The sequence below is a fragment of the Nocardioides potassii genome, from assembly GCF_021648885.1.
In the GTDB taxonomy this organism is placed as follows: domain Bacteria; phylum Actinomycetota; class Actinomycetes; order Propionibacteriales; family Nocardioidaceae; genus Nocardioides; species Nocardioides potassii.
Window position 1 is genome coordinate 1 of the sequence record NZ_JAKJHZ010000013.1, and the last position, 23,983, is coordinate 23,983.

Below are 23,983 nucleotides of genomic sequence, written 5' to 3' on the forward strand. Positions count from 1 at the left end.
CGGCGCACCGGGGTATCACCCCCAGCAGGCTGAACCAGAGCAGTCCGACGCCGAGGCCGAGGCTCGCGCTGGCACCGAGGGCACGCGGCCGGGTCGCCCGGCGCTTGCGCGCCGGGCGACCGGTCGTGAGAGTTGCCGTTGCCAAGGTCAGCTACCGACCCCGGAGCCGGCCTGGATCTCGGTGATGATGCCGAGGGTGTTGCCGTCCTCGCCGTCGCCGAAGAACTTGTCGTTGGCCTCGCCCCAGCCGTTGAAGTCACCGTCGATGGTGAGCTCGGTGGCCGGCTCGGGGAACGCGTTCGCCGGGTCGAGGGCACCCTCGACCTGCACGTCCCCGACATCGGTGAGCGGGCGGAAGCCGAAGCCGGCGTACAGCTTCTGGCCCTCCTCCGAGCGCTGGTAGTCGAGGAAGTCGGACGCCACGTCGGGCGCGTCCTCGGTCACGGCGCACGGGTTCTCGATCAGCAGGGTGGTGTCGGGCACGACGTAGTCGAAGTCCTCACCGTTCTGCCGCGCGAGGATGGCCTCGTTCTCGTAGGAGAGCAGCACGTCACCCTGGCCCGCGGTGAAGGCGGTCGTGGCGTCGCGGCCCGAGTCGGGCAGCGCGGAGACGTGGTCGAAGAAGTCGGTCATGTACGCCTTGGCGTCGTCCTCGCTGCCGCCGTCGGAGATCACCGAGCCGTAGGCCGCGAGCAGGTTCCACTTGGCCGAGCCCGAGGAGGCCGGGTTGGGCGTGACGATGGAGACGTCGTCCTTGACGAGGTCGTCCCAGCTGTCGATGTTCTTGGGGTTGCCCTTGGGCACGACCATCACCACGACGGACTGCGTGCAGATGCCCTTGGTGTCGCCGTCCTTCCAGTCGTCGGCGACGATGCCGGCGTCGACGAGGCGGGTCATGTCGGGCTCGAGCGAGAAGTGGACCAGGTCGGCGTCCTGGCCGTCGACGACGCCGCGGCTCATGTCGCCGGACGCGCCGTAGGCCGGGCCGTCGAAGGTGACGTCCTTGCCCGCGTCGGTCTCCTCGAAGGCCTTGAACAGGGCGTCGTTGGGGGTCTCCATCACGGAGAAGCCCACGACGGCGAGGTTCGTCTTGCCTCCATCACCGGAGCCAGAGCCCTCCGCGTCGCCCGAGCAGGCGGACAGGGCCAGGGGCCCGACGAGAGCGGCCGCGAGGGCGGCACGTGAACGGATCTGCATGGGGGGATCTCGACTTTCTGGATCGGTGAGCAATGTCGAGAAAGATACATGACTTTATGGATGGCGATGACATTGCCCGTTCCTCGAGCGCGTGTCGTGGATCACGACACCGGTGTCCGCGCGTGGATCACGCGTGGGAACGGCCTCGACGAGGCGTCCATCACGTGGGGACGGACGTCCAGACCACCCGTGCCCGACTACTCTGGGAAGTCGGGGAAACGTCCCCCGACACGCAGCAGACACGCACGCAGCACGCACGGAAGCAGGGCACAACAGGTGAGTGGACCCGCCAAGCAGGTCAAGCAGCTCGACCGCGTCATCATCCGGTTCGCAGGCGACTCCGGCGACGGCATGCAGCTGACCGGTGACCGGTTCACCCAGGAGACCGCGGCCTTCGGCAACGACCTGGTGACGCTGCCCAACTTCCCCGCCGAGATCCGTGCCCCCCAGGGCACCCTCCCTGGCGTGTCGTCGTTCCAGGTCCACTTCGCCGACCACGACATCCTCACCGCGGGCGACGCCCCCGACGTGCTCGTGGCGATGAACCCGGCCGCGCTACGGGCCAACCTCGGCGACCTGCACAAGGGCGCGACGATCATCGTCGACACCCACGACTTCACCGCGCGCAACCTCACCAAGGCCGGCTACCAGGACAACCCGCTTGAGGGCGACAGCCTCGACGCGTACGCCGTCCACACCGTCGACCTGACGGGGATGACGGTCGAGGCGGTCAAGGACTACGGGCTGTCCCGCAAGGACGCGTCCCGGGCGAAGAACATGTTCGCTCTCGGCCTCCTGTCGTGGATGTACGGCCGCCCGACCGACCCGACCACCACGTTCCTCGAGAAGCGGTTCGCCAAGGTCCCCGACATCCGCGACGCCAACATCGCCGCCTTCAAGGCCGGCTGGAACTTCGGCGAGACGACCGAGGCGTTCGCCGTCCAGTACGAGATCAAGCCCGCGACCCTGCCGCCCGGCACCTACCGCAACATCACCGGCAACCTCGCGCTCGCCTACGGCCTCGTCGCCGGCAGCGTCCAGTCCGGTCTCCCGCTGTTCCTGGGCACCTACCCCATCACCCCGGCCTCCGACATCCTTCACGAGCTGTCGAAGCACAAGTCCTTCGGCGTCACGACGTTCCAGGCCGAGGACGAGATCGCGGGCGTCGGCGCCGCCATCGGGGCGTCGTACGCCGGTCACCTCGGCGTGACGTCGACCTCGGGCCCCGGCGTGGCGCTCAAGTCCGAGGCGATCGGCCTCGCGGTGATGACCGAGCTGCCGCTCGTCGTCGTGGACGTCCAGCGCGGCGGTCCCTCGACCGGCCTGCCCACCAAGACCGAGCAGGCCGACCTGCTGCAGGCGATGTTCGGCCGCAACGGCGAGGCGCCCGTGCCGGTCGTGGCACCGCAGTCGCCCGGCGACTGCTTCGCGGCGGCGGTCGAGGCGGCCCGCATCGCCGTCACCTACCGCACGCCCGTGCTGCTGCTCTCCGACGGCTACCTCGCCAACGGCTCCGAGCCGTGGCGGGTCCCGACGATCGACGAGCTGCCGGTGATCGACCCGGCCTTCGCGACCGAGAAGAACCACGGCTCGGGGGACGACGCCGAGTTCTGGCCCTACCTGCGCGACGAGGCCACGCTCGCGCGCCCGTGGGCCATCCCCGGCACCCCGGGCCTCGAGCACCGCATCGGCGGCCTGGAGAAGGGCGACGGGCACGGCAACATCTCCTACGACCCGGCCAACCACGACTTCATGGTCCGCACCCGCCAGGCCAAGGTCGACCGGATCGCCGAGACCATCCCCCCGGTCGAGGTCGACGACCCGTCGGGCGAGGCGAAGGTGCTCGTCATCGGATGGGGCAGCACCTACGGCCCGATCGGCGCCGGCGTCCGCCGGGTCCGCAAGGCCGGCTACAAGGTCGCGCAGGCGCACCTGCGCCACCTCAACCCGTTCCCGAGCAACCTCGGCGAGGTGCTGAAGGGCTACGACAAGGTGCTGGTGCCGGAGATGAACCTCGGCCAGCTCTCGCTGCTGCTGCGGGCCAAGTACCTCGTCGACGCCGTCGGCTACAACCACGTCCGCGGACTGCCCCTCAAGGCCACCGAGCTCGCCCACGCGATCGGTGAGCTGGTCGGCCAGGCCGAGGGGATCGACATCGAGCTGGGCGTCTGGGGCGAGCCCACGCAGAAGGAGCACATCTGATGAGCACGACCCCCTTGACGGATCTCGGCCTCCCGGGCCTCCGTTCCGGCACGGAGCTGGTGCCCAGCCACGACTCGGAGGCCGACGGCGCGCAGACGGCAAAGGAGTTCACCTCCGACCAGGAGGTCCGCTGGTGCCCCGGGTGCGGTGACTACGCCGTTCTCAAGGCCGTCCAGTCGTTCCTGCCCGACCTCGGCCTGCGCCGCGAGAACATTGTCTTCGTCTCCGGCATCGGCTGCTCGTCGCGCTTCCCCTACTACCTCGACACCTACGGCATGCACTCGATCCACGGCCGCGCGCCGTCGATCGCGACCGGCATCGCCACCGCGCGCGAGGACCTGTCGGTGTGGGTCGTCACCGGCGACGGCGACGCGCTGTCGATCGGCGGCAACCACCTCATCCACGCGCTGCGCCGCAACGTGAACATGACGATCCTGCTGTTCAACAACCGGATCTACGGCCTGACCAAGGGCCAGTACTCCCCCACCTCGGAGACGGGCAAGGTCACCAAGTCGACCCCGATGGGCTCGCTCGACCACCCGTTCAACCCGGTCTCGCTCGCGCTCGGCGCGGAGGCGACCTTCGTGGCCCGCACGATCGACTCCGACCGCAAGCACCTGACGTCCGTGCTCGCCGCGGCCGCCGCGCACCGCGGCACCTCGCTGGTCGAGATCTACCAGAACTGCCCGATCTTCAACGACGGCGCGTTCGACGCCATCAAGTCGCCCGAGACCAAGGCCGACGCGATCATCCCGCTCGTGCACGGCGAGCCGGTCACGTTCGGCGCCCAGTTCGAGGACGGCCCGCTCGTTGGAAAGGGCTCCAAGGCGCTGATCCGCGACCAGGCGACCGGTGGCGTGAAGGTCGTCGCGACGACCGACGTCGACGCGGCCGACATCGTGGTCCACGACGCGCACAGCCCCGACCCGACGATGGCCTTCGCGATCTCGCGACTGACCGACTCGGGATACCTCAACACCTCACCGATCGGCATCTTCCGCCAGGTCGAGCGGACGACGTACGACGACGCGGCACGCGAGCAGGTCGCGGCGTCGCGCAGCGCGGCGTCCGGGGACGACACCGCCGACCAGTCCGCCCGGTTGGCGGGGCTGATCGGCGGCGGTGACACCTGGACGATCCTCTGATCGTCCCGCGATCGGGTCAGTCGAAGTAGAGCGTCCAGATCTTGCCCTTGGTGTTGCCGTAGCCGTTGGAGTGGTCGACCTTCGAGCGCCACTTCCAGCGACCCTTCGACGGCGCGTAGATCCGCGTCTTGTAGGCGCCGGCGTCGTTGGTCTTCACCTTCTTGACCGTCTTCCACTGGCAGGTGCCGCACGCCTTCTTGAGGATCTTCACCTTCTGGTTGGCGTAGGGCAGCAGCGTGCCGTCGGCCTGCGGCTCCATCACCGTGCCCTTGAGCTTGAACGCGTTGTAGGACACCTGCTTGGTGCCTGGCGGGACCTCGTCGATGATCCGCTTGGGCAGCGAGCCGGCGGTGGCGCCCGTCGCGAGCACACCTCCGACGAGCAGAGCGGCGATGAGTACTGCCAGGACAGCGCGGAGCTTGCGCATGTGGAACTCCCCCTCGAGAGACGACCTCGGTTGACTGACTTCGGGTGACGCGGGGTCCCAACCCCGGACCGCCCCATCGTAGGCGACGCCGCGGTCCTAGACTTCGGGAGTGCCAGACAGCCGCCGTGGACTTCTGCTCGGCGCGCTGGCCTACTTCCTGTGGGGGACCTTTCCGCTCTACTGGACCCTGCTCGAGCCGGGCGGCGCCCTCGAGATCCTCGCCCACCGGATCGCGTGGTCGAGCGTCGTCATGGTCGTCCTGGTGGTCGCGCTCCGTCGGGTGCCCCAGCTCAAGGCGCTCCTGCGCGACCGTCGGCGCCTGCTGCTGATCTGTTGCGCCGCCGTGGTGATCACCCTCAACTGGGGCGGCTACATCTGGGGCGTCAACAACGGCCGGGTCGTCGAGACCGCACTCGGCTACTTCATCAACCCGCTCGTGACAGTGCTGATGGGCGTGCTGGTCCTCGGCGAACGGCTGCGCCGGCTGCAGTGGGTCGCGATGGCGATCGCGTTCGTGGCGGTCGTCGTCCTCGCGGTCGACTACGGACGTCCGCCCTGGATCGCCCTCCTGCTGGCGTTCTCGTTCGGTACGTACGGGCTGCTCAAGAAGCAGGCCGGGGTGGGAGCGGTGGAGAGCATCACGGTCGAGACCGCCGTCCTGACGCCGTTCGCCGTGGCGTACATCGTGTGGCTCATGGCCACCGGGGCGTCGAGCTTCGGGTCCCACGGCCTGGGCCACGCGCTGCTCTTCACCACCACCGGCGTCATCACCGCGGTCCCGTTGATGCTCTTCGGCGCGGCCGCGATCCGCGTCTCCATGGTGTCTCTCGGGCTGCTGCAGTACCTCGCCCCGACCATCCAGTTCGCCCTCGGTCTCACGGTCTTCGACGAGGCGATGCCGGCCAGTCGATGGATCGGCTTCTGCCTGGTCTGGCTCGCGCTCGTCGTCTTCACCATCGAGGCACTCAACCACCGGCGCCACCAGCTCCGGCTGGTCGCGCACGCCTCCGCCGTCTGAGGCCTTCCGGTCATCGCTCGAGCGGTGGTCCACCCACATTCCGGGTGCGGGGAATGTCGCTCCACCACCGCCCGCGGGCGCGCCGCCCGACGACACGCGCTCGAGCGGTGGTCCACCCACATTCCGGGCGCGCGAAATGTCGCTCCACCACCGCTCGCGGCTCGAGCGGTGCGTGAGGAGGATCCGGAGGCCGCACAATGCCCCTCACCCACCGCCGGCCGGCGCGCCGCCGTACGACACGCGGGCGAGCGGCGGGAGAAGCGGCTCCGAGCGGGCCGAAATGCCCGTCGCGCACCGCTGACGGTTCGGGCGATCCCTAGGCCGAGCGGGTGGCGACGACGTCGACGAAGGACGCGAGCGCCGTACGCACGGGGCCCGGCTCCAGCACCTCGAGGTGCTGCTTGGCGACGGTCGCCTGGCCGAGGACGTAGGCGCGCGCCTGGTCCATCGCCGGATGCTTGCGGAGCAGGTCGAGGGCCTCGGCGTGCTCGGCGTCGTCGGTGAGCGGGCGGCCCAGCAGCTCGAGGAGCCGGGCGTCGGCCGGGTCGGTCGAGGCCTGCGCCATCAGGCTGGGCAGGGTCGGGACGCCCTCGCGGAGGTCCGTGCCGGGTGTCTTGCCGGAGGTGTGCGACTCGGAGGCGATGTCGAGGATGTCGTCCGAGAGCTGGAAGGTGGAGCCGACGATCTCGCCGTAGGCGCGCAGCGCCTCGACCACCTCGGGCGAGGCTCCGGAGAACATCGCGCCGTAGCGTGCGGAGGTCGCGATCAGCGAGCCGGTCTTGCCGGCCACGACCTCGAGGTAGTGCGCCAGCGGGTCCTCGTCGGGACCGGGCTCCACCGTCTCGAGGATCTGGCCCTCGACGAGGCTGGTGAACGTCTGCGCCTGGATCCGTACGGCGTCCGGGCCGAGGTCGGCGGTGAGCTCCGAGGACTTCCCGAACAGGAAGTCTCCGGTGAGGATCGCGACGTGGTTGTCCCAGCGCGCGTTGGCCGTGTCGGCGCCGCGGCGCAGGGCGGCCTCGTCCATGACGTCGTCGTGGTAGAGCGAGGCGACGTGGGTGAGCTCCACGACGCAGGCCGCGGTGTCCACCTCGTCGGCCTGGGGGTGCGGTCCGGCCTCGGCGGCGAGCAGGACGAGCAGCGGCCGGAACCGCTTGCCGCCGGCCGTCATCAGGTGGGTCGCCGCCTCGGTGACGAAGGGCGTCCGCGCGCGGCAGTGCTCGACGAGCAGCTCCTCGATGCGGGCCAGCCGAGCGACGAGACGCTGCTCGAGCGCAGCGTCGACGACGGGCATGGCGAGGGGCGAGTCACTCACCTGATGAATTCTCCAGCAACGGCCGCGAGGTCGAGCACCGGACCCGGCAGGACGCCCAGCACCAGGGTCACCGCGGCACCCACGGCGATGGTCGTCGCGGTCAGGACGGACGGGTACGCGACGCTCGGTCCGTCGCCGACCGGCTCGTCGAAGTACATGACCTTGATGACCTTGATGTAGAGGAACGCGGCCACGATGCTCGCGAGCACGGCGGCGACCACGACGGGCCACGCACCGGCGGCGAGCGCCACGGAGAACACCGCGAGCTTGCCGACGAACCCGGAGGTCAGCGGGATGCCGGCCATCGCGAGCAGGAAGAACGCGAAGACCGCCGCCACGACGGGCGATTCCTTGCCGAGCCCGGCCCACCGGTCGATCGCGGTCATCTCGCCGCCCGCGTCGCGGACCAGGCTCACGACGGCGAAGGCGCCGAGCGTCGCGAAGCCGTAGGTCGTCAGGTAGAAGAGCACCGCCTGGACCGACGTGATCTCGCCGACGGCGAGCTGGTCGGAGGCCTGCAGGCCGAGGACGCCGGTGAGGATGAAGCCCGTGTGCGCGACGGAGGAGTAGGCCAGCAGGCGCTTGATGTCGCTCTGGGTGATCGCGAGCGCGGCACCGACCACCATCGAGAGGACCGCGATGATCCACATCATCGGCTGCCACGACCACCGGTCGGCGCCGAGGGCGACGTAGAACAGGCGCATGATCGCGCCGAAGGCCGCGACCTTGGTGCCGGCGGCCATGAAGGCGGTGACCGGGGTCGGGGCGCCCTGGTAGACGTCGGGGGTCCACGCCTGGAACGGGACCGCGCCGACCTTGAAGAGCAGGCCGACCGAGAGCAGGCCCGTGCCGATCAGGAGCAGGCTGTTGCTGCCGACGTCGTTGCGGACGGCCTCGTTGATCGCGGCGAAGTCCATGGATCCCGCGTAGCCGTAGAGCAGCGCGGCGCCGTAGAGGAAGAAGCCGGAGGAGAAGGCGCCGAGGAGGAAGTACTTGAGCGCCGCCTCCTGGCTGAGCAGGCGGCGACGGCGCGCCAGCCCGCACAGCAGGTAGAGCGGGAGCGAGAGCACCTCGAGGCCGACGAACATGGTGAGCAGGTCGTTGGCCGCCGGGAAGAGCATCATCCCGAACACCGCGAACATCATCAGCGGGTAGATCTCGGTGTGCTCGCGCTGGGCGGCGACCGCGGCGGTCTCGGCGTCGGTGCCCGGGACCGCTGAGGCCTGGCCGGCGAAGGCCGAGAGACCGCCGTCGAGGTGGCGCTCGGCGAAGAGCAGGATGCCGCCGATGCCGAGGGCCAGCACGAGGCCCCAGATGAAGAGGCTCGGCCCGTCGACGGCGACCGTGCCGCCGACCGCGAGGACGCCTCGCGCAGCGCCGTCGTCGTACGTCTTCACGTCCCGCGCGACGAGCACCACGCCCACGAGCGCCCCGGCCAGGCCGACGAGCGCGAGGACGACCTGGGTGAGGTAGCGCAGGGCGCGCGGAACGAAGGCCTCCACGACGACGCCGAGGCAGGCGACGCCGAAGACGAGGAGGAGCGGCCAGAGCTCGAAGTACTCGATGCTGGGCTTGCTGAACTCGATCACTGCTGACCAGCCTCCTGGGCGACGCCCACCCCGGCGAGGGTGTCGTGGACGACGGGGTTGATGACGTCGAGCAGCGGCATCGGGAAGAAGCCGAAGAGCACGAGCGCCAGCGCGAGCGGGGCGAGGATGCCGACCTCACGTCGATCGAGGTCCTCCACGGCGGAGAGCCCGGGGCCGGTCATCGTGCGCTGGTACATCCAGAGCGCGTAGAACGCCGCCAGGACGATCGCGAGGACCGCGACCGCGCCCACCAGCCAGTGGTGGTCGAACGCGGCGATGATGACCATCATCTCCGAGACGAACGGCGAGAGCCCGGGCAGGCCGCACGCCGCCAGGCCGCCGACGAGGAAGAACCCGGCGAGCACGGGCGCCGACTTCTCCACGCCACCCATCTCGCGGATCGATGCCGTGCCGGTGCGCCGGATGAGGAAGCCGGCGACCAGGAACATCAGCGCGGTCGCGATTCCGTGGTTGACCATGTAGAGGATCGCGCCGGTGCCGCCGGTCGAGCTGAAGACGAAGATGCCGAGCACGATGAAGCCGAAGTGCGACAGCGACGTGAGACCGATGAGGCGCAGGACGTCGTCCTGGCCGATGGCGACGAGCGCGCCGTAGATGATCGAGATGAGCGCGAGCACCACCACGACCGGCGTCGCCCACTGCGAGGCGTCCGGCAGCAGGCCGAGGCAGAACCGCAGCATGCCGAAGGTGCCGATCTTGTCGAGGATGCACACCAGCAGCACCGAGGTGCCGGGCGTCGCCTTCTCGGTCGTGTCTGCCAGCCAGGTGTGGACCGGGAACATCGGCGCCTTGATCGCGAAGGCGATGAAGAAGCCGACGAAGAGCCAGCGCTGGGTGATCGGGTCGATGTCGATCGCGGCGAGGTCGCTGAGCAGGAAGCTCGGGTTGCCGTCGTTGGCCGAGACGACGTAGAGGCCGATCACCGAGGCGAGCATCACGAGCCCGCCGGCGAGCTGGTAGATCAGGAACTTCGTCGCCGCGCGGCCGCGACCGCTGCGGCCGAAACCGCCGATGAGGAAGTACGCCGGGATCAGCGTGGCCTCGAAGACGACGTAGAACAGCAGCACGTCGGTCGCCGTGAAGACCGCCAGGGACATCGCCTCGAGGGCGAGGGTCCAGGCGAAGAACGCCTTGGCACCGTTGTTGCCCGGTGCGTCGGACTCGCGCCAGCCCGCCAGGAGGACGATCGGCACGAGGACCACGGTGAGCAGCACCATCAAGATGCCCAGCCCGTCGACGCCGAGCGCGTAGTGCACGCCGAGCGAGTCGATCCACGAGTAGGTCTCGGTCAGCTGCATGCCGCCGTCGGCCTGGTACTGGACCGCCGCCACGACGGCGGCGACCAGCGTGGCGCCGGAGAAGCCGAGGCCGACGAGCCGGGCGACCGCGTGGGGCGAGAACGCCGTCACGACGGCGCCGACCAGCGGCAGGAGGATGAGGATGGTGAGGATCATGCGAGGTTCACCGCCAGGAGGGCCAGGACGAGGAGCAGCGCACCGGCGAGGACGGACAGGGCGTAGGAGCGGACGAAGCCGTTCTGCAGGCGGCGCATCGTCGTGGACAGGCCGCCGACCGCGGCGGAGCCGCCCTCGACCGCTCCGTCGACGCCGACCCGGTCGAACGTCGCGAGGCCGCCGACCAGCGACGCCCCCGGACGTACGACGACCGCGTCGTTGAACGCGTCGCCGTAGAGGTCGGCACGCGCAGCGCGGGTCGCGAACGACACGTCCTGCGGGGCCGCGCGCGGCACGTCGCGCTTGCCGACCAGGAACCAGGCGGTGGCGACGCCGATCGCGACGACCGCGGTGATGATCAGCGTGATCACCAGGGCGGGCAGCGGCGGCTCGTGGTGCTCGGCAGCACCGGTCACCGGCTCGAGCCAGTTCACGATCCAGTCACCCAGCAGCAGCACGCCACCGAGGACGGAGAGCGCAGCCAGCACGATCAGCGGGACGGTCATCACCCTGGGCGACTCGTGCGGGTGCACGTCCTTCGCCCAGCGCTTCTCGGTGAAGAAGGTCATCAGCATCAGTCGCGTCATGTAGAACGCGGTGATGCCGGCACCGAGCAGGGCCAGCAGGCCCACCAGCAGGTTGTCGGCGAGCGCCGACTCGATGATGCGGTCCTTGGACCAGAAGCCGGAGAAGCCCGGGAACCCGATGATCGCGAGGTAGCCCATCGCGAAGGTCAGGAAGGTCACCGGCATCGCCTTGTTGAGCGCGCCGTAGTGGCGCATGTCGACGTCGTCGTCCATGCCGTGCATGACCGAGCCGGCGCCGAGGAACATGTTGGCCTTGAAGAAGCCGTGCGTGAGCAGGTGGAAGATCGCGAACGGGTAGCCCACGGGGCCGAGCCCGGCGGCGAGCATCATGTAGCCGATCTGGCTCATCGTCGAGCCGGCCAGCGCCTTCTTGATGTCGTCCTTCGCGCACCCGAGCACGGCACCCCAGAGCAGCGTCACCGTGGCCACGACGACCACGGCGGTCTGCGCGACGGGGGTGAGCTCGAAGATGAAGTTGGACCGCACGACCAGGTAGACGCCGGCCGTGACCATCGTGGCCGCGTGGATGAGGGCCGACACCGGGGTCGGGCCCTCCATGGCGTCGAGCAACCAGGCCTGCAGCGGCACCTGCGCCGACTTGCCGCAGGCGCCGAGGAGCAGTAGCAGGCCGAGCGCGTTGAGCGTGGACTGGCTGGCCTCCCCCGCGACCTCGCTGACGCCGCCGAAGTCGGTCGTCCCGAAGGTCGCGAACATCAGCGCGATCGCCAGCGACAGCCCGATGTCACCGACACGGTTGATGACGAAGGCCTTCTTGGCTGCGGCGGCCGCCGACGGCTTGTGCTGCCAGAAGCCGATGAGCAGGTACGACGCAAGGCCGACGCCCTCCCAGCCGAGGAACAGGCCGACGAAGTTCGCCGAGAGGATCAGCGTGAGCATCGCCGCGACGAAGAGGTTGAGGTAGCCGAAGAACCGGCGACGGCGCGGGTCGTGCTCCATGTAGCCGATGGCGTAGACGTGGATCAGCGAGCCCACACCGGTGATCAGCAGGAGGAACAGCGCGGCCAGCTGGTCGTAGAGCAGGTCCATGCCGACGTTGATCGAGCCGGTCTCGAACCAGGTCCACAGGTGCTGGCCGACCTGACGCTGCTCGGCACCGCGGCCGAGGAGCGAGAGGAAGAGCACCAGGCTGAGCACGAACGACAGCGCAGACATGGCCGTGCCCAGCAGGTGGCCGTGCCTGTCCGCGGTGGCCTTGGCCGAGGCGGGCAGGAACGGCGCGACGGCGAGGAGCAGGAAGGCGCCGAGCAGCGGGAGCGCGATGACCAGCCACAGCAGGTCGAAGACGCCGCCGGCGCCGGTGTCCGGGGCCACGACGGGCGCGTGGGCGGCGCCGCCCTCCTCCAGCGAGGGAGCGAGGAGGATCGTCTGGGACAAGAGGTTCACAGGTGCTCCCTCAGTACTTCAGCAGGCTGGCGTCGTCGACCGAGGCCGAGCGTCGCGTGCGGAAGATGGTCATGATGATCGCGAGCCCGATCACGACCTCGGCCGCCGCCACCACCATCACGAAGAAGGCGGTGATCTGGCCGTCGAGGTTGCCGTGCTGGCGCGCGAAGGCGACGAACGCGAGGTTGCAGGCGTTGAGCATCAGCTCGACGCACATGAACACCACCAGCGCGTTGCGCCGGGTGAGGACACCCACGCAGCCGATCGTGAACAGGATCGCGGACAGGACGACGTACTGGGTCACTTGACGTCCTCCGTCGTGTTCTCGGGCGAGCCGGCCTTGCCGGACGTCTCGGGCATGTGGGCCGGGTCGCCGATCTGCCGGGTCACGTCGTCGATGTCGTCGGCCAGCGCCGGAGCGGACCGGACGGTGCCGCGGGCCGCGAGGACGCGGGAGACCGAGGACTCGGCGGCCGTGCCGTCGGGCAGCAGTGCCGGGGTGTCGACCGCGTTGTGGCGGGCGTAGACACCGGGCGAGGGCAGCGGACCGGGGTGCTTGCCGTGCTCGGCGTAGTCGCGGATGCGCTGGGCGGCGAGGGCGGCCTGCGTGGGCTTCGGCGTGAGCCGCTCGCGGTGGGCGAGCACCATCGCGCCGAGCACCGCGGTGATGAGGAGGGCGCTCGTGGCCTCGAAGGCGAAGACGTAGCGGGAGAACAGGATGTTGGCGATCGCCGGGACGTTGCCGCCGCTGTTGGCGGTGTCGAGGCCGACCACGGTCCCGTAGGTGACCTGGCTGATCCCGACGACGAGCACGGTGCCGAAGAGCAGGCCGAGCACGATCGCCATCGCGCGCTGGCCGCGGATCGTCTCCACGGTCGAGTCGGAGGCGTCGACACCGATCAGCATCATCACGAAGAGGAACAGCATGAGGATGGCGCCGGTGTAGACGATGATCTGCACCGCGAAGAGGAACGGCGCGTCCATGACGGCGTAGAGGAACGCCAGGCCGATCATGACCACGGCGAGCAGCAGCGCGGCGTGGACGGCCTTGCGGACGAAGAGGATGCCCAGCGCGGCGAGCACCATCAGCGGGGCGAGGATCCAGAAGGTCATCGCGTCGCCCCCCGGTAGTAGTCGCCCTCGTCGTCGCCGAGCTTCATCTCGTGCGGCGGCTGCTCCATGCCGGGCAGCAGCGGCGCGAGCAGGTCGGACTTCTCGTAGATCAGGTCCGCGCGGTTGTTGTCCGCGAGCTCGTACTCGTTGGTCATCGTCAGCGCGCGCGTCGGGCACGCCTCGATGCAGAGCCCGCACAGGATGCAGCGCAGGTAGTTGATCTGGTAGACGCGGCCGTAGCGCTCACCGGGGCTGTAGCGCTGGCTGTTGCCATCGGCATCGGGCACGTCGCTGTTGGACGCGCCCTCGACGTAGATGGCGTCGGCCGGGCAGGCCCACGCGCACAGCTCGCAGCCGATGCACTTCTCGAGGCCGTCGGGCCAGCGGTTGAGCTGGTGGCGGCCGTGGAAGCGCGGCGCGGTCGGGACCTTCTCGAAGGGGTACTGCTCGGTGACCACCTTCTTGAACATCGTGCGGAAGGTCACCCCGAACCCGGCGATCGGGTCCCAGAGGCTCTCCTTGATGCCCTTCGACTCCGAGCCGGAGCTGGACTCACTCATGGTTCTCCTCGGACTCTGCCGTTGCAGTGACGGTGGTACGACCCGGGCTGAAGGTCAGCGGCTGGGCGGCACCACGGACGGCACCTCCCGCCGGCATCGGCGGCACGGGGAAGCCGCCCGCGAACGCGTCGTGCGGCTCGTCGGCCGCCTCGGTCGCGTCCTCGTCGTCCGTGCGCTCGGGCAGGAACATCAGCCCGACGGTCAGGACGAGCAGCACGGCGATCGCGGCGACGAGGTAGGTGCGGTTGATGCCGTTGTCCGCCTCGAGCGAGATGACGCGGATCGTGGCGACCGCGACCGTCCAGGCGAGCGCGACCGGGATCAGGATCTTCCAGCCCAGCGCCATGAACTGGTCGTAGCGCATGCGGGGCAGCGAGCCGCGCAGCCAGACGAACAGGAAGATGAAGATGAAGACCTTGCCGAAGAACCAGAGCAGTGGCCAGTAGCCGCTGTTGGCGCCCTCCCACACGTTCTCGATGCCCCACGGAGCGGCCCAGCCGCCGAGGAACAGCGTGGTGGCGATCGCCGACACGGTCGCGAGGTTGATGTACTCGGCGAGGAAGAACAGCGCGAACTTCAGGCTGGAGTACTCGGTGTGGAACCCGCCGACCAGCTCGCCCTCCGCCTCGGGGAGGTCGAAGGGTGCGCGGTTGGTCTCACCGACCATCGAGATCACGTAGATCACGAACGACGGCGCGAGGATGAGGCCGAACCACAACCGGTCCTGCGCGGCGACGATCTCCGAGGTCGACATGGAGCCGGCGTAGAGGAAGACCGCGACGAGCGCGAGGCCCATCGCGACCTCGTAGGAGATCATCTGCGCGCTCGAGCGCAGGCCGCCGAGCAGGGAGTACGTCGACCCGGACGACCAGCCGCCGAGGACGATGCCGTAGATGCCGATCGAGGCGATCGCGAGCATGAAGAGCACGGCGACCGGCATGTCGGTGAGCTGCAGCGGGGTGCGGTGGCCGAAGAGGTTGACCTCGGGACCGAGCGGGATCACCGACCATGTCACGAAGGCGGGCACCACCGCGATGACGGGCGCGAGGATGAAGACGACCTTGTCGGCCGCCTTCGGGACGATGTCCTCCTTCAGCGCCAGCTTGACGCCGTCGGCCAGCGACTGCAGGAGGCCGAAGGGGCCGTGCACGTTGGGGCCGACGCGGTGCTGCATGCGGGCCACGACGCGGCGCTCGAACCAGATGTTGAACAGCGTGAGCAGGACCAGGATCACGAAGATCCCGACGGCCTTGATCAGGATGATCCACCACGGGTCCTGGCCGAACTGGGCCAGGTCGGGGTCGGGCAGGTCTGCCGCCAGCGGCAGGATGCCCATCGCTGTGCCCATCATCGGGAGGCTCCCTTCACGGTGACCGTGCTGCCCGGCGAGGCGAGCTCGGCGAGGACGCCGCGGCCGAAGGACCGGGCCGGCACCCAGACCACGCCGTCGGGCAGGTCGGCGACCACCACCGGCAGCGTGATGCTGCCACGGTCACCGGTGACCTGGGCGAGCCGGGCGCCGCCGGGCTCGGTGTCGTCCAGGAGGCCGAACACCGACTCGTAGGCCGCGCGGTTGAGGCGGACGACCGGCGGGCGGGCGGTGGCGCGCAGGTGCGCCTCGCCGTCCTGCATCGACCCGAGGTCGATGAGCTGCTTCCAGGTGGCCAGCGCGAACGAGCCCGCCTTGCCCGCCTTGGGCGGCTTCGGGGCCTTGCCGGCGTCGAGGGTCGGACGCTCGCCGTCCCACGGGCCGAGCGACTGCATCTCGGCGCGCGCCTCGGCGACCGTTCGGAAGCCGAGCGAGGAGCCGTGACCCAGCGCCGCGAGCTCGTCGGCGATGCCGGCGAGGACACGCAGGTCCGGCAGGGAGGCAGGGTTGGAGAAGACGGCGGGGAACTCGCGCGCGCGCCCGTCCCAGGTCACGAACGTGCCGGCCTTGTCGGTCACCGGCGCCACCGGCAGCACGACGTCGGCCGCGGCCGTCACGTCGGTCGCGCGCAGCTCCAGGCTGACGACGAATCGGGCCGCGTCGAGGGCGGTGCGGAACGCAGCCGGGTCGACGGTGTCGTCGGGGTCGACCCCACCGACGACGAGCCCACCCAGGTCACCCTTGGCGAGCGCGGCGACGATGGCGTTGCCGTCGCGTCCGGCCTTGGCGGGCAGCGAGCCGACTCCCCACGCGGCGGCGACGTCGACGCGGGCCGAGGCCTCGCCGACGGGCCGGCCACCGGGCAGCAGGTTGGGCAGCGCGCCTGCCTCGACCGCGCCGCGGTCGCCGGCGCGACGCGGGACCCACGCGAGGCGGGCACCGGTGCGGGCGGCGAGGTCGGCGGCGGCCGACAGGGCGCCGTGCGTGGCGGCGAGGCGCTCGCCGACCAGGATGACCGCGTCCTTGGAGACGCCGTGCTCGGCGTCGGCGAGCGAGCCGATCACCTCGACCTCGGCGCCGGGCGCGGCGGGGACCAGGCGGCCCTTCATCTTCTTCAGCCCGCGCGAGCTCCACGGCGCGACGGAGACGACCTGCGTACGACCGTTGCGGGCGGCCTTGCGCAGCCGCAGGAAGATCGTCGCCGCCTCGTCCTCGGGCTCGAGGCCGAGCAGCACGACGACGGGGGCGGCCTCGAGGTCGGCGTAGGTCACCTCGCCGGACAGCGCCACGCGCGAGGCCAGGAACGAGGCCTCCTCGGCGCTGTGCGGACGGGCACGGAAGTCGATGTCGTTGGTGCCGAGCGAGACGCGGGCGAACTTGGCGTAGGCGTAGGCGTCCTCGGCGGTCAGGCGACCACCCGTGAGCACCGCGCCGGCACCGGCGTCGCGCAGGCCTCGGGCTGCGACGGCGAACGCCTCGGTCCACGACGCGGGACGGAGCTCACCGTCCTCGCGGATCTGCGGGTAGGTGATCCGGTCCTCGACCTGCGCGTAGCGGAACGCGAACCGGTCCTTGTCGCTGATCCACTCCTCGTTGATCTCGGGCTCGTTGCCGGCCAGCCGCCGCATCACCTTGCCGCGGCGGTGGTCGACGCGGATCGCGGCGCCGCAGGCGTCGTGCTCGGCCACGCTCGGCGTGGAGACCAGGTCGAAGGGACGCGAGCGGAAGCGGTAGTCGGCCGAGGTCAGCGCGCCGACCGGGCAGATCTGGATCGCGTTGCCGGAGAAGTAGCTCTCGTAGGGCTCGCGCTCGTAGATCGCGACCTGCTGCAGCGCACCCCGCTCGGCGAGGGCGATGAACGGGTCGCCCGCGACCTGCTCGGAGAAGCGGGTGCACCGCGCGCAGAGGACGCAGCGCTCACGGTCGAGCAGCACCTGGGCGGAGATGTTGATCGGCTTGGGGAACGTGCGCTTGACGCCACCGTTCTCGGCGAAGCGGCTCTCGCCGCGCCCGTTGCTCATCGCCTGGTTCTGCAGGGGGCACTCGCCGCCCTTGTCGCAGACGGGGCAGTCGAGCGGGTGGTTGATCAGCAGGAACTCCATCACGCCCTGCTGGGCCTTGTCGGCCACCTCGCTGGTCGCCTGGGTGTTGACGACCATGCCCTCGGCGACGGGCAGCGTGCAGGAGGCCTGCGGCTTGGGGAACCCGCGGCCGTTGCCGGCGTCGGGGATGTCCACCAGGCACTGGCGGCACGCACCCACCGGGTCGAGCAGCGGGTGGTCGCAGAACCGCGGGATCTGTACGCCGACCTGCTCGGCGGCGCGGATCACCAGGGTGTCCTTGGGGACGCTCACCTGGACGCCGTCGATGGTCAGCGTGACGAGGTCGGTGTCGACCTTGTCGGGCGCCTTGTCGGTCGTGGTCATGCAGTGGCTCCCGCAGGGGCGAAGGCGGTCGAGGCGGCCGGGTCGAACGGGCAGCCGCCGTGGGACAGGTGTGCGAGGTACTCGTCGCGGAAGTGCTGGATCGAGCTCGAGATCGGGCTCGTGGCGCCGTCACCGAGCGCGCAGAACGAGCGGCCGAGGATGTTGTCGCACTGGTCGAGGAGCAGGTCGAGGTCGGACTCGCTGCCCTCACCCTTCTCGAGCTTGGCCAGGGTCTGCGTCAGCCACCACGTGCCCTCGCGGCACGGGGTGCACTTGCCGCAGGACTCGTGCTTGTAGAACTCGGTCCACCGCAGCACCGCCCGCACGACGCACGTCGTCTCGTCGAAGAGCTGCAGCGCACGGGTGCCGAGCATGGAGCCCGCGGCGCCGACCGACTCGAAGTCGAGCGGCACGTCGAGGTGCTCGGGTGTCAGGAGCGGGGTGCTGGAGCCACCGGGCGTCCAGAACTTCAGCTCGTGGCCCTCGCGCATGCCGCCGGCGAGGTCGATCAGCTCACGCAGCGTGATGCCCAGCGGGGCCTCGTACTGGCCCGGCCTGGTGACGTGGCCGGACAGGCTGAAGATGCCGTAGCCGTTGGACTTCTCCGTGCCCATGCCGGCGAACCAGGCGGCACCGTTGGCGATGATGCTCGGCACCGAGGCGATCGACTCGACGTTGTTGATCACGGTCGGGCTCGCGTAGAGCCCGGCGACCGCCGGGAACGGCGGACGCAGGCGGGGCTGGCCGCGACGGCCCTCGAGGCCCTCGAGCAGCGCCGTCTCCTCACCGCAGATGTAGGCCCCCGCCCCGGCGTGGACGATCAGGTCGAGGTCGAAGCCCGAGCCGTGGATGTTCTTGCCGAGGTGCCCGGCCAGGTAGGCCTCCTGCACCGCGCGCTGGAGGCGGCGGATGACGTGGAGGATCTCGCCGCGGACGTAGATGAACGCGGTGTTGGCGCGGATCGCGTAGGAGCTGATGATGACGCCCTCGACCAGCGTGTGGGGGCTGGCCAGCATCAGCGGGGTGTCCTTGCAGGTGCCCGGCTCCGACTCGTCGGCGTTGACGACGAGGTACTTCGGCTTCGGGTTGTCCTGCGGGATGAAGCCCCACTTCATGCCGGTGGGGAAGCCCGCTCCCCCGCGGCCGCGCAGCCCGGACTCCTTGACGGCGTTGATCACGTCGTCGGGCGCCATCGCGAAGGCTGTGTCGAGGGCGGCGTACCCACCGCGCTCCTCGTAGGAGGCGAGGGTCCAGGACCGCTCGACGTCCCAGTTGTCGGTGAGGACCGGGGTCAGTGTGTCAGCCACGGAGTGCCCTCTCTCTGTTGTGGAGGTGCGAGCGGAGCGAGCCTCGAAACACGGTCACTTGCTCTCTCCCTCGTCGCTCGCACGCGAGCCGTAGGTGCCGCCGGCCGTCCAGCCCCGCTCGCGGGCGATCTTCAGTCCCACCAGGGACGGCTCGCCTGCGGCCGGGCCCTCGTCGGCGCGGTCGTCGGGGAAGCCGGCGAGCACGCGCTCGGCCTCCCGCCACGTGCACAGCCTCGGGCCGCGGGTGGAGTGGACCTCGTTGCCGGCGCGCAGGTCGTCGACGACCTGGACGGCCGACTCCGGGGTCTGGTTGTCCATGAACTCCCAGTTGACCATCATCACCGGGGCGTAGTCGCAGGCCGCGTTGCACTCGATGTGCTCGAGGGTGATGCTTCGCCGACCCTCTTCCTCGGGGGTGGTCTCGTCGTTGCCGACGTCGAGGTGGTCCTTGAGCCGCTCGAAGATCAGGTCGCCGCCCATCACGGCGCACAGCGTGTTGGTGCAGACGCCGACGTGGTAGTCGCCGACCGGCTTGCGCTTGTACATCGTGTAGAACGTCGCGACGCCGTTGACCTCGGCGGCGCTGATGCCGAGGACCTCGGCGCACGCCTCGATCCCCTCGGGGGTGACGCGGCCCTCCACCGACTGCACCAGGTGCAGCATCGGCAGCAGCCCGGAGCGGGCCTCGGGGTAGCGGGCCGCGATCTCGCGCAGCTCGTCCCACGTCTTGGTGTCCAGGGTCATCGGTCGACGCCTCCCATCACGGGATCGATGGACGCGATCGCGACGATGACGTCGGCGACCATGCCGCCCTCGCTCATCACGCTCGTGGCCTGCAGGTTGGTGAACGACGGGTCGCGGAAGTGCGCGCGGAAGGGGCGCGTACCGCCGTCGGAGACGACGTGGGCACCCAGCTCGCCGCGCGGCGACTCGATCGGCACGTAGGCCTGGCCGGCGGGGACCCGGAAGCCCTCGGTGACCAGCTTGAAGTGGTGGATCAGCGCCTCCATGGACTCGCCCATGATGTGGCGGATGTGGTCGAGGCTGTTGCCCATGCCGTCGCTGCCGATGGCGAGCTGGCTGGGCCACGCGATCTTCTTGTCGCCGACCATGACGGGCGCGCCCTCGAGGCCGGCGAGCCGGTTGGTGCACTGCTCGACGATCTTGAGCGACTCCCACATCTCGTTGAGCCGGATCCGGAAGCGACCGTAGGAGTCGCAGGTGTCCCAGGTCTGGACCTCGAAGTCGTAGTCCTCGTAGCCGCTGTAGGGCTGGGTCTTGCGGAGGTCCCAGGCGTAGCCGGTCGAGCGCAGCACCGGGCCGGTGAGGCCGAGCGCCATGCAGCCGGCGAGGTCGAGGTGGCCGACGCCCTCGAGGCGACCCTTGAAGATCGGGTTCGCGTTGCAGAGGGCGGCGTACTCGGGCAGGCGCTTCTTCATCAGGGCGATGAAGTCGCGGATCTCGTCGAGCGCGCCGGGCGGGAGGTCCTGCGCCACACCGCCGGGACGGATGAACGCGTGGTTCATCCGGAGTCCGGTGATGAGCTCGAACAGGTCGAGCACGAGCTCGCGCTCACGGAAGCCGATCGTCATGACGGTCAGCGCGCCGATCTCCATGCCGCCGGTGGCGATGCAGACCAGGTGGGAGGAGATGCGGTTGAGCTCCATCAGCAGGACGCGCATCACCTGCGCCTTCTCCGGGACCTCGTCCTCGATGTCGAGCAGCCGCTCGACGCCCAGCACGTAGGCCATCTCGTTGAAGAACGGCGAGAGGTAGTCCATGCGGGTGCAGAAGGTCGTGCCCTGCACCCAGGAGCGGTACTCCATGTTCTTCTCGATGCCGGTGTGGAGGTAGCCGATGCCGCAGCGGGCCTCGGTGACCGTCTCCCCCTCCAGCTCGAGGATCAGGCGGAGCACGCCGTGGGTGGACGGGTGCTGCGGACCCATGTTGACGACCACGCGCTCCTCGGCGGACTCGCCGATGCTCTGCGTGATCGAGTCCCAGTCCTGACCCGTGACGGTGAAGACCCTGCCCTGGCTGGTGTCGCCGGGCGCTGCGTAGAAGTCCTGGTCGGTCGTCATGTCAGTTGTAGCTCCTGCGCTGGTCCGGCGGAGGGATGGAACCGCCCTTGTACTCCACGGGGATGCCGCCGAGCGGGTAGTCCTTGCGCTGCGGGTGGCCGGGCCAGTCGTCCGGCATGAGCACCCGGGTCAGAGCGGGGTGGCCGTCGAAGACCAGCCCGAACATGTCGTAGGTCTCGCGCTCGTGCCAGTCGAGGGTGGGGTAGATGCTCACCAGGCTGGGCACGTGCGGGTCGCTGTCGGGCGCGGTCACCTCGACGCGGATGCGACGGTTGTGGGTCATCGAGGTCAGGTGGTAGACCGCGTGGAGCTCACGCCCGGTGTCCTCGGGGTAGTGCACGCCGCTCACGCCGGAGCAGAACTCGAAGCGCAGCCGCTCGTCGTCACGCAGCATCTGCGCGACGAACGGGAGGTCCTCGCGACGGACGTGGAAGGTGATCTCGCCGCGGTGGACGACCACGCTCTCGATCGCGGAGGTCAGCTCGGTCGCCTCGAGGCGCTCCTCGAGGGCGTCGGACACCTCGTCGAACCAGCCGCCGTAGGGCTTCTGCGTCGCGGCCGGGAAGAGCTTGCTGCTGACCAGGCCGCCGTAGCCGGAGGTGTCGCCGGTGCCCGAGGCGCCGAACATCCCGTGGCGTACGCCGACCGCGCGGACCTCCCCGGTGGGTGCCGGCACGTTCTCCGGGGACTGGTCGGGCGCAGGCTGCTCGACACCGCTCCCGGTGCCGGTCTTCTCCTTCGCGGCGTCGAGGTTGCGCTCCTCGGCCGGCCGGGCCGACTCGTTCTTGTCGGTCTTGTCGTCCGACTCGTCCTTCGCGGCGCCCGCGGCCTTCTCGTCGTGCTTCTCGTCAGGCGTGTCTGTCAACGGAGCAGGCCCTTCATCTCCGAGGTGGGCAGGGCGCGGAGGGCGGCGGTCTCGAGCTCGGCGACCTCGGTCCTGCGGTGGGCACCGAGCTTGGTGGCCTGGACCTGGTCGTGGAGCTTGAGGATCGCGTCGATGAGCATCTCCGGACGCGGCGGGCAGCCGGGGAGGTACATGTCGACCGGGACGACGTGGTCGACGCCCTGCACCACCGCGTAGTTGTTGAACATGCCGCCGGACGAGGCGCAGACACCCATCGCGAGGACCCACTTGGGCTCGGGCATCTGGTCGTAGATCTGGCGCAGGACGGGGGCCATCTTCTGGCTCACGCGGCCGGCGACGATCATCAGGTCGGCCTGGCGCGGGCTGGCCCGGAACACCTCCATGCCGAAGCGCGCGAGGTCGTACTTGGGTCCACCGGTCGTCATCATCTCGATGGCGCAGCAGGCCAGGCCGAAGGTGGCGGGCCAGAACGAGGCCTTGCGCATGTAGCCCGCGACGCCCTCGACCGTGGTCAGCAGGACGCCGGACGGCAGCTTCTCTTCGAGTCCCATGTGGTGCGCTCCCTCAGTCCCAGTCGAGACCGCCGCGGCGCCACACGTAGGCGTACGCGACGAAGACAGTGGCGATGAACAGGACCATCTCGACGAGGCCGAAGAGGCGCATCGCCTCGAAGTGCACGGCCCACGGGTAGAGGAAGATGATCTCGATGTCGAAGACGATGAAGAGCATCGCCGTGATGAAGTACTTGACCGGGAAGCGGCCGCCACCCACGGGCTGCGGCGTCGGCTCGATGCCGCACTCGTAGGAGTCGAGCTTGGCCCTGTTGTAGCGCTTCGGACCCGTCAACGAGCTGACCACCACGGAGAACACCGCGAAGCCCGTCGCGAGGAGTGCCAGCACCAGGATCGGCGTGTAGAGCTCCATCGATTCCCTTCCGGTCCATCGCGCCGGGGGCCGTGGGCATGTGACTTTGTGAATGCCTTCACGAGTGGCGCGGGCCACAGTCTAGGACTCTCGTGCGACCTGCGCCACGTCGGGGTCACGACCGTTCGCACCGGTCCTGACCTGCGGATTTACGCCACAGGGACGTGTCTTAAATGGCGCGCCGGGTGACGCCCGGGTCAGGCCGTCGCGCGGTGCAGGGCGACGATGCCGCCGGTGAGGTTGCGCCACTCCGGCGCCTGCCAGCCGGCCTCGGCGACGAGCGCCGCGAGGCCCTCCTGGTCGGGCCAGGCGCGAATCGACTCCGCGAGGTAGACGTAGGCGTCCGAGGCGCTGGCCGTCAGCGAGGCGATCCTCGGCAGCGCCTGCATGAAGCCGTCCATGTAGAGGCTGCGGAAGGCGCCGTTGGTGGGGGTGCTGAACTCGCACACCACGAGCCGGCCGCCGGGGCGGGTGACCCGACGCATCTCCCTCAGGCCCGCGACCGGGTCGACGAAGTTGCGCAGTCCGTAGGAGATCGTCACCGCGTCGAAGGTGTCGTCGAGGAACGGCAGCCGGGTGCCGTCGCCGGCCACGAACGGCAGGGCCGGACGGTCCTTCTTGCCCTGCTGGAGCATCCCGACCGAGAAGTCGCAGGCGACCGCCGTGGCGCCGTACGCCCCGAAGGGCTCGCTGGAGCAGCCGGTGCCGGCGGCGAGGTCGAGCACGAGGTCGCCCCGGTGCGGGTCGACCGCCGCGACCATCGAGCGGCGCCAGCTGCGCTGGATACCGGCCGTCATCAGGTCGTTGGTCAGGTCGTAGCGCTTGGCGACGGTGTCGAACATGCGACGGACGTCGGTCGGTTGCTTGTCCAGGTCAGCGCGGGCCACGTCGGAAGCGTAGGCGGCTTCCGCGGGCCGGGAGCAACCTGGGGCGCCTGCGCCGCGTCCCTACACTCGTCGGACCACGTCGTACTCCGGGG

Annotated in this window: 21 protein-coding genes; 3 read left to right on the forward strand and 18 right to left on the reverse strand. The window is 69.9% G+C overall.

The annotated features are described in order from the left end of the window. Positions 1-147: 147 nt before the first annotated feature. Positions 148-1,197: a sulfate ABC transporter substrate-binding protein gene (locus L2K70_RS20395; protein ID WP_236405228.1), complete on the reverse strand. Its 1,050-nt coding sequence runs from the start codon at positions 1,195-1,197 to the stop codon at positions 148-150. A gap of 276 nt (positions 1,198-1,473) precedes the next feature. On the opposite strand from L2K70_RS20395, the gene L2K70_RS20400 reads away from it, so the two are divergent. Next, on the forward strand, positions 1,474-3,399 hold the full coding sequence (locus tag L2K70_RS20400; RefSeq protein WP_236405230.1) for a 2-oxoacid:acceptor oxidoreductase subunit alpha: 1,926 nt from the start codon (positions 1,474-1,476) through the stop codon (positions 3,397-3,399). After that, a complete protein-coding gene (locus L2K70_RS20405; RefSeq protein WP_236405232.1) occupies positions 3,399-4,544 on the forward strand; it encodes a 2-oxoacid:ferredoxin oxidoreductase subunit beta in 1,146 nt (381 codons plus the stop codon). Before L2K70_RS20400 ends, L2K70_RS20405 begins: the two co-directional genes overlap by 1 nt. A gap of 16 nt (positions 4,545-4,560) precedes the next feature. Here L2K70_RS20405 and L2K70_RS20410 read toward each other — a convergent pair whose 3' ends face one another. Further along, on the reverse strand, positions 4,561-4,971 hold the full coding sequence (locus L2K70_RS20410) for a hypothetical protein (RefSeq protein WP_236405234.1): 411 nt from the start codon (positions 4,969-4,971) through the stop codon (positions 4,561-4,563). Between the two features lie 109 nt (positions 4,972-5,080). On the opposite strand from L2K70_RS20410, the gene rarD reads away from it, so the two are divergent. Next, entirely contained in the window at positions 5,081-5,989 is a 909-nt protein-coding gene (gene rarD / locus L2K70_RS20415; RefSeq protein ID WP_236405236.1) for an EamA family transporter RarD, read from the forward strand. Between the two features lie 316 nt (positions 5,990-6,305). On the opposite strand, the gene L2K70_RS20420 is transcribed toward rarD, so the two are convergent. The 16 genes from L2K70_RS20420 to L2K70_RS20495 all read right to left on the reverse strand — a co-directional run bounded on the left by L2K70_RS20420 (position 6,306) and on the right by L2K70_RS20495 (position 23,891). After that, positions 6,306-7,304, reverse strand: coding sequence for a polyprenyl synthetase family protein (locus tag L2K70_RS20420; protein WP_236405238.1), 999 nt, complete (start codon positions 7,302-7,304; stop codon positions 6,306-6,308). Beyond that, positions 7,301-8,890: an NADH-quinone oxidoreductase subunit NuoN gene (gene nuoN, locus L2K70_RS20425; RefSeq protein ID WP_236405299.1), complete on the reverse strand. Its 1,590-nt coding sequence runs from the start codon at positions 8,888-8,890 to the stop codon at positions 7,301-7,303. The genes L2K70_RS20420 and nuoN overlap by 4 nt, the downstream gene beginning before the upstream one ends. After that, on the reverse strand, positions 8,890-10,368 hold the full coding sequence (locus L2K70_RS20430) for an NADH-quinone oxidoreductase subunit M (RefSeq protein ID WP_236405240.1): 1,479 nt from the start codon (positions 10,366-10,368) through the stop codon (positions 8,890-8,892). Before L2K70_RS20430 ends, nuoN begins: the two co-directional genes overlap by 1 nt. Beyond that, positions 10,365-12,287, reverse strand: coding sequence for an NADH-quinone oxidoreductase subunit L (gene nuoL / locus L2K70_RS20435; RefSeq protein ID WP_236405301.1), 1,923 nt, complete (start codon positions 12,285-12,287; stop codon positions 10,365-10,367). The genes L2K70_RS20430 and nuoL overlap by 4 nt, the downstream gene beginning before the upstream one ends. Before the next feature lie 82 nt (positions 12,288-12,369). Continuing rightward, positions 12,370-12,663, reverse strand: coding sequence for an NADH-quinone oxidoreductase subunit NuoK (nuoK, locus tag L2K70_RS20440; RefSeq protein ID WP_201932131.1), 294 nt, complete (start codon positions 12,661-12,663; stop codon positions 12,370-12,372). After that, a complete protein-coding gene (locus L2K70_RS20445; RefSeq protein ID WP_236405242.1) occupies positions 12,660-13,472 on the reverse strand; it encodes an NADH-quinone oxidoreductase subunit J in 813 nt (270 codons plus the stop codon). The genes nuoK and L2K70_RS20445 overlap by 4 nt, the downstream gene beginning before the upstream one ends. Then, entirely contained in the window at positions 13,469-14,032 is a 564-nt protein-coding gene (gene nuoI / locus L2K70_RS20450; RefSeq protein WP_236405243.1) for an NADH-quinone oxidoreductase subunit NuoI, read from the reverse strand. The genes L2K70_RS20445 and nuoI overlap by 4 nt, the downstream gene beginning before the upstream one ends. Beyond that, entirely contained in the window at positions 14,025-15,368 is a 1,344-nt protein-coding gene (gene nuoH / locus L2K70_RS20455) for an NADH-quinone oxidoreductase subunit NuoH (protein WP_372477495.1), read from the reverse strand. The genes nuoI and nuoH overlap by 8 nt, the downstream gene beginning before the upstream one ends. An 11-nt stretch (positions 15,369-15,379) precedes the next feature. Then, on the reverse strand, positions 15,380-17,827 hold the full coding sequence (locus L2K70_RS20460; RefSeq protein WP_236405246.1) for an NADH-quinone oxidoreductase subunit G: 2,448 nt from the start codon (positions 17,825-17,827) through the stop codon (positions 15,380-15,382). Further along, positions 17,824-19,134, reverse strand: coding sequence for an NADH-quinone oxidoreductase subunit NuoF (gene nuoF / locus L2K70_RS20465; RefSeq protein ID WP_236405248.1), 1,311 nt, complete (start codon positions 19,132-19,134; stop codon positions 17,824-17,826). The genes L2K70_RS20460 and nuoF overlap by 4 nt, the downstream gene beginning before the upstream one ends. 54 nt (positions 19,135-19,188) lie before the next feature. Further along, positions 19,189-19,878, reverse strand: coding sequence for an NADH-quinone oxidoreductase subunit NuoE (gene nuoE / locus L2K70_RS20470; protein WP_236405250.1), 690 nt, complete (start codon positions 19,876-19,878; stop codon positions 19,189-19,191). Then, positions 19,875-21,215, reverse strand: a complete 1,341-nt coding sequence (locus L2K70_RS20475) for an NADH-quinone oxidoreductase subunit D (RefSeq protein ID WP_236405252.1) — start codon at positions 21,213-21,215, stop codon at positions 19,875-19,877. The genes nuoE and L2K70_RS20475 overlap by 4 nt, the downstream gene beginning before the upstream one ends. A gap of 1 nt (position 21,216) precedes the next feature. Beyond that, on the reverse strand, positions 21,217-21,891 hold the full coding sequence (locus L2K70_RS20480) for an NADH-quinone oxidoreductase subunit C (protein ID WP_236405303.1): 675 nt from the start codon (positions 21,889-21,891) through the stop codon (positions 21,217-21,219). 185 nt (positions 21,892-22,076) lie between these two features. Continuing rightward, positions 22,077-22,631, reverse strand: coding sequence for a NuoB/complex I 20 kDa subunit family protein (locus tag L2K70_RS20485; protein WP_236405255.1), 555 nt, complete (start codon positions 22,629-22,631; stop codon positions 22,077-22,079). A gap of 13 nt (positions 22,632-22,644) precedes the next feature. Beyond that, positions 22,645-23,004 carry an NADH-quinone oxidoreductase subunit A gene (locus L2K70_RS20490; RefSeq protein WP_236405257.1) on the reverse strand — a complete coding sequence of 120 codons (360 nt, stop codon included), beginning with the start codon at positions 23,002-23,004 and terminating at the stop codon, positions 22,645-22,647. Positions 23,005-23,201: 197 nt separating this feature from the next. Further along, complete coding sequence (locus tag L2K70_RS20495) at positions 23,202-23,891, reverse strand: demethylmenaquinone methyltransferase (RefSeq protein WP_236405259.1); 690 nt, start codon at positions 23,889-23,891, stop codon at positions 23,202-23,204. Positions 23,892-23,983: the final 92 nt, after the last annotated feature.

Bases quoted from the DNA above. Each gene is read 5' to 3' on its own strand.
- L2K70_RS20395 (WP_236405228.1), bottom strand. From the start codon at position 1,197: ATGCAGATCCGTTCACGTGCCGCCCTCGCGGCCGCTCTCGTCGGGCCC.
- L2K70_RS20405 (WP_236405232.1), top strand. From the start codon at position 3,399: ATGAGCACGACCCCCTTGACGGATCTCGGCCTCCCGGGCCTCCGTTCC.
- L2K70_RS20410 (WP_236405234.1), bottom strand. From the start codon at position 4,971: ATGCGCAAGCTCCGCGCTGTCCTGGCAGTACTCATCGCCGCTCTGCTC.
- L2K70_RS20430 (WP_236405240.1), bottom strand. From the start codon at position 10,368: ATGATCCTCACCATCCTCATCCTCCTGCCGCTGGTCGGCGCCGTCGTG.
- L2K70_RS20445 (WP_236405242.1), bottom strand. From the start codon at position 13,472: ATGACCTTCTGGATCCTCGCCCCGCTGATGGTGCTCGCCGCGCTGGGC.
- nuoI (WP_236405243.1), bottom strand. From the start codon at position 14,032: ATGAGTGAGTCCAGCTCCGGCTCGGAGTCGAAGGGCATCAAGGAGAGC.
- nuoH (WP_372477495.1), bottom strand. From the start codon at position 15,368: ATGGGCATCCTGCCGCTGGCGGCAGACCTGCCCGACCCCGACCTGGCC.
- L2K70_RS20460 (WP_236405246.1), bottom strand. From the start codon at position 17,827: ATGACCACGACCGACAAGGCGCCCGACAAGGTCGACACCGACCTCGTC.
- nuoE (WP_236405250.1), bottom strand. From the start codon at position 19,878: ATGACCCTGGACACCAAGACGTGGGACGAGCTGCGCGAGATCGCGGCC.
- L2K70_RS20475 (WP_236405252.1), bottom strand. From the start codon at position 21,215: ATGACGACCGACCAGGACTTCTACGCAGCGCCCGGCGACACCAGCCAG.
- L2K70_RS20485 (WP_236405255.1), bottom strand. From the start codon at position 22,631: ATGGGACTCGAAGAGAAGCTGCCGTCCGGCGTCCTGCTGACCACGGTC.
- L2K70_RS20490 (WP_236405257.1), bottom strand. From the start codon at position 23,004: ATGGAGCTCTACACGCCGATCCTGGTGCTGGCACTCCTCGCGACGGGC.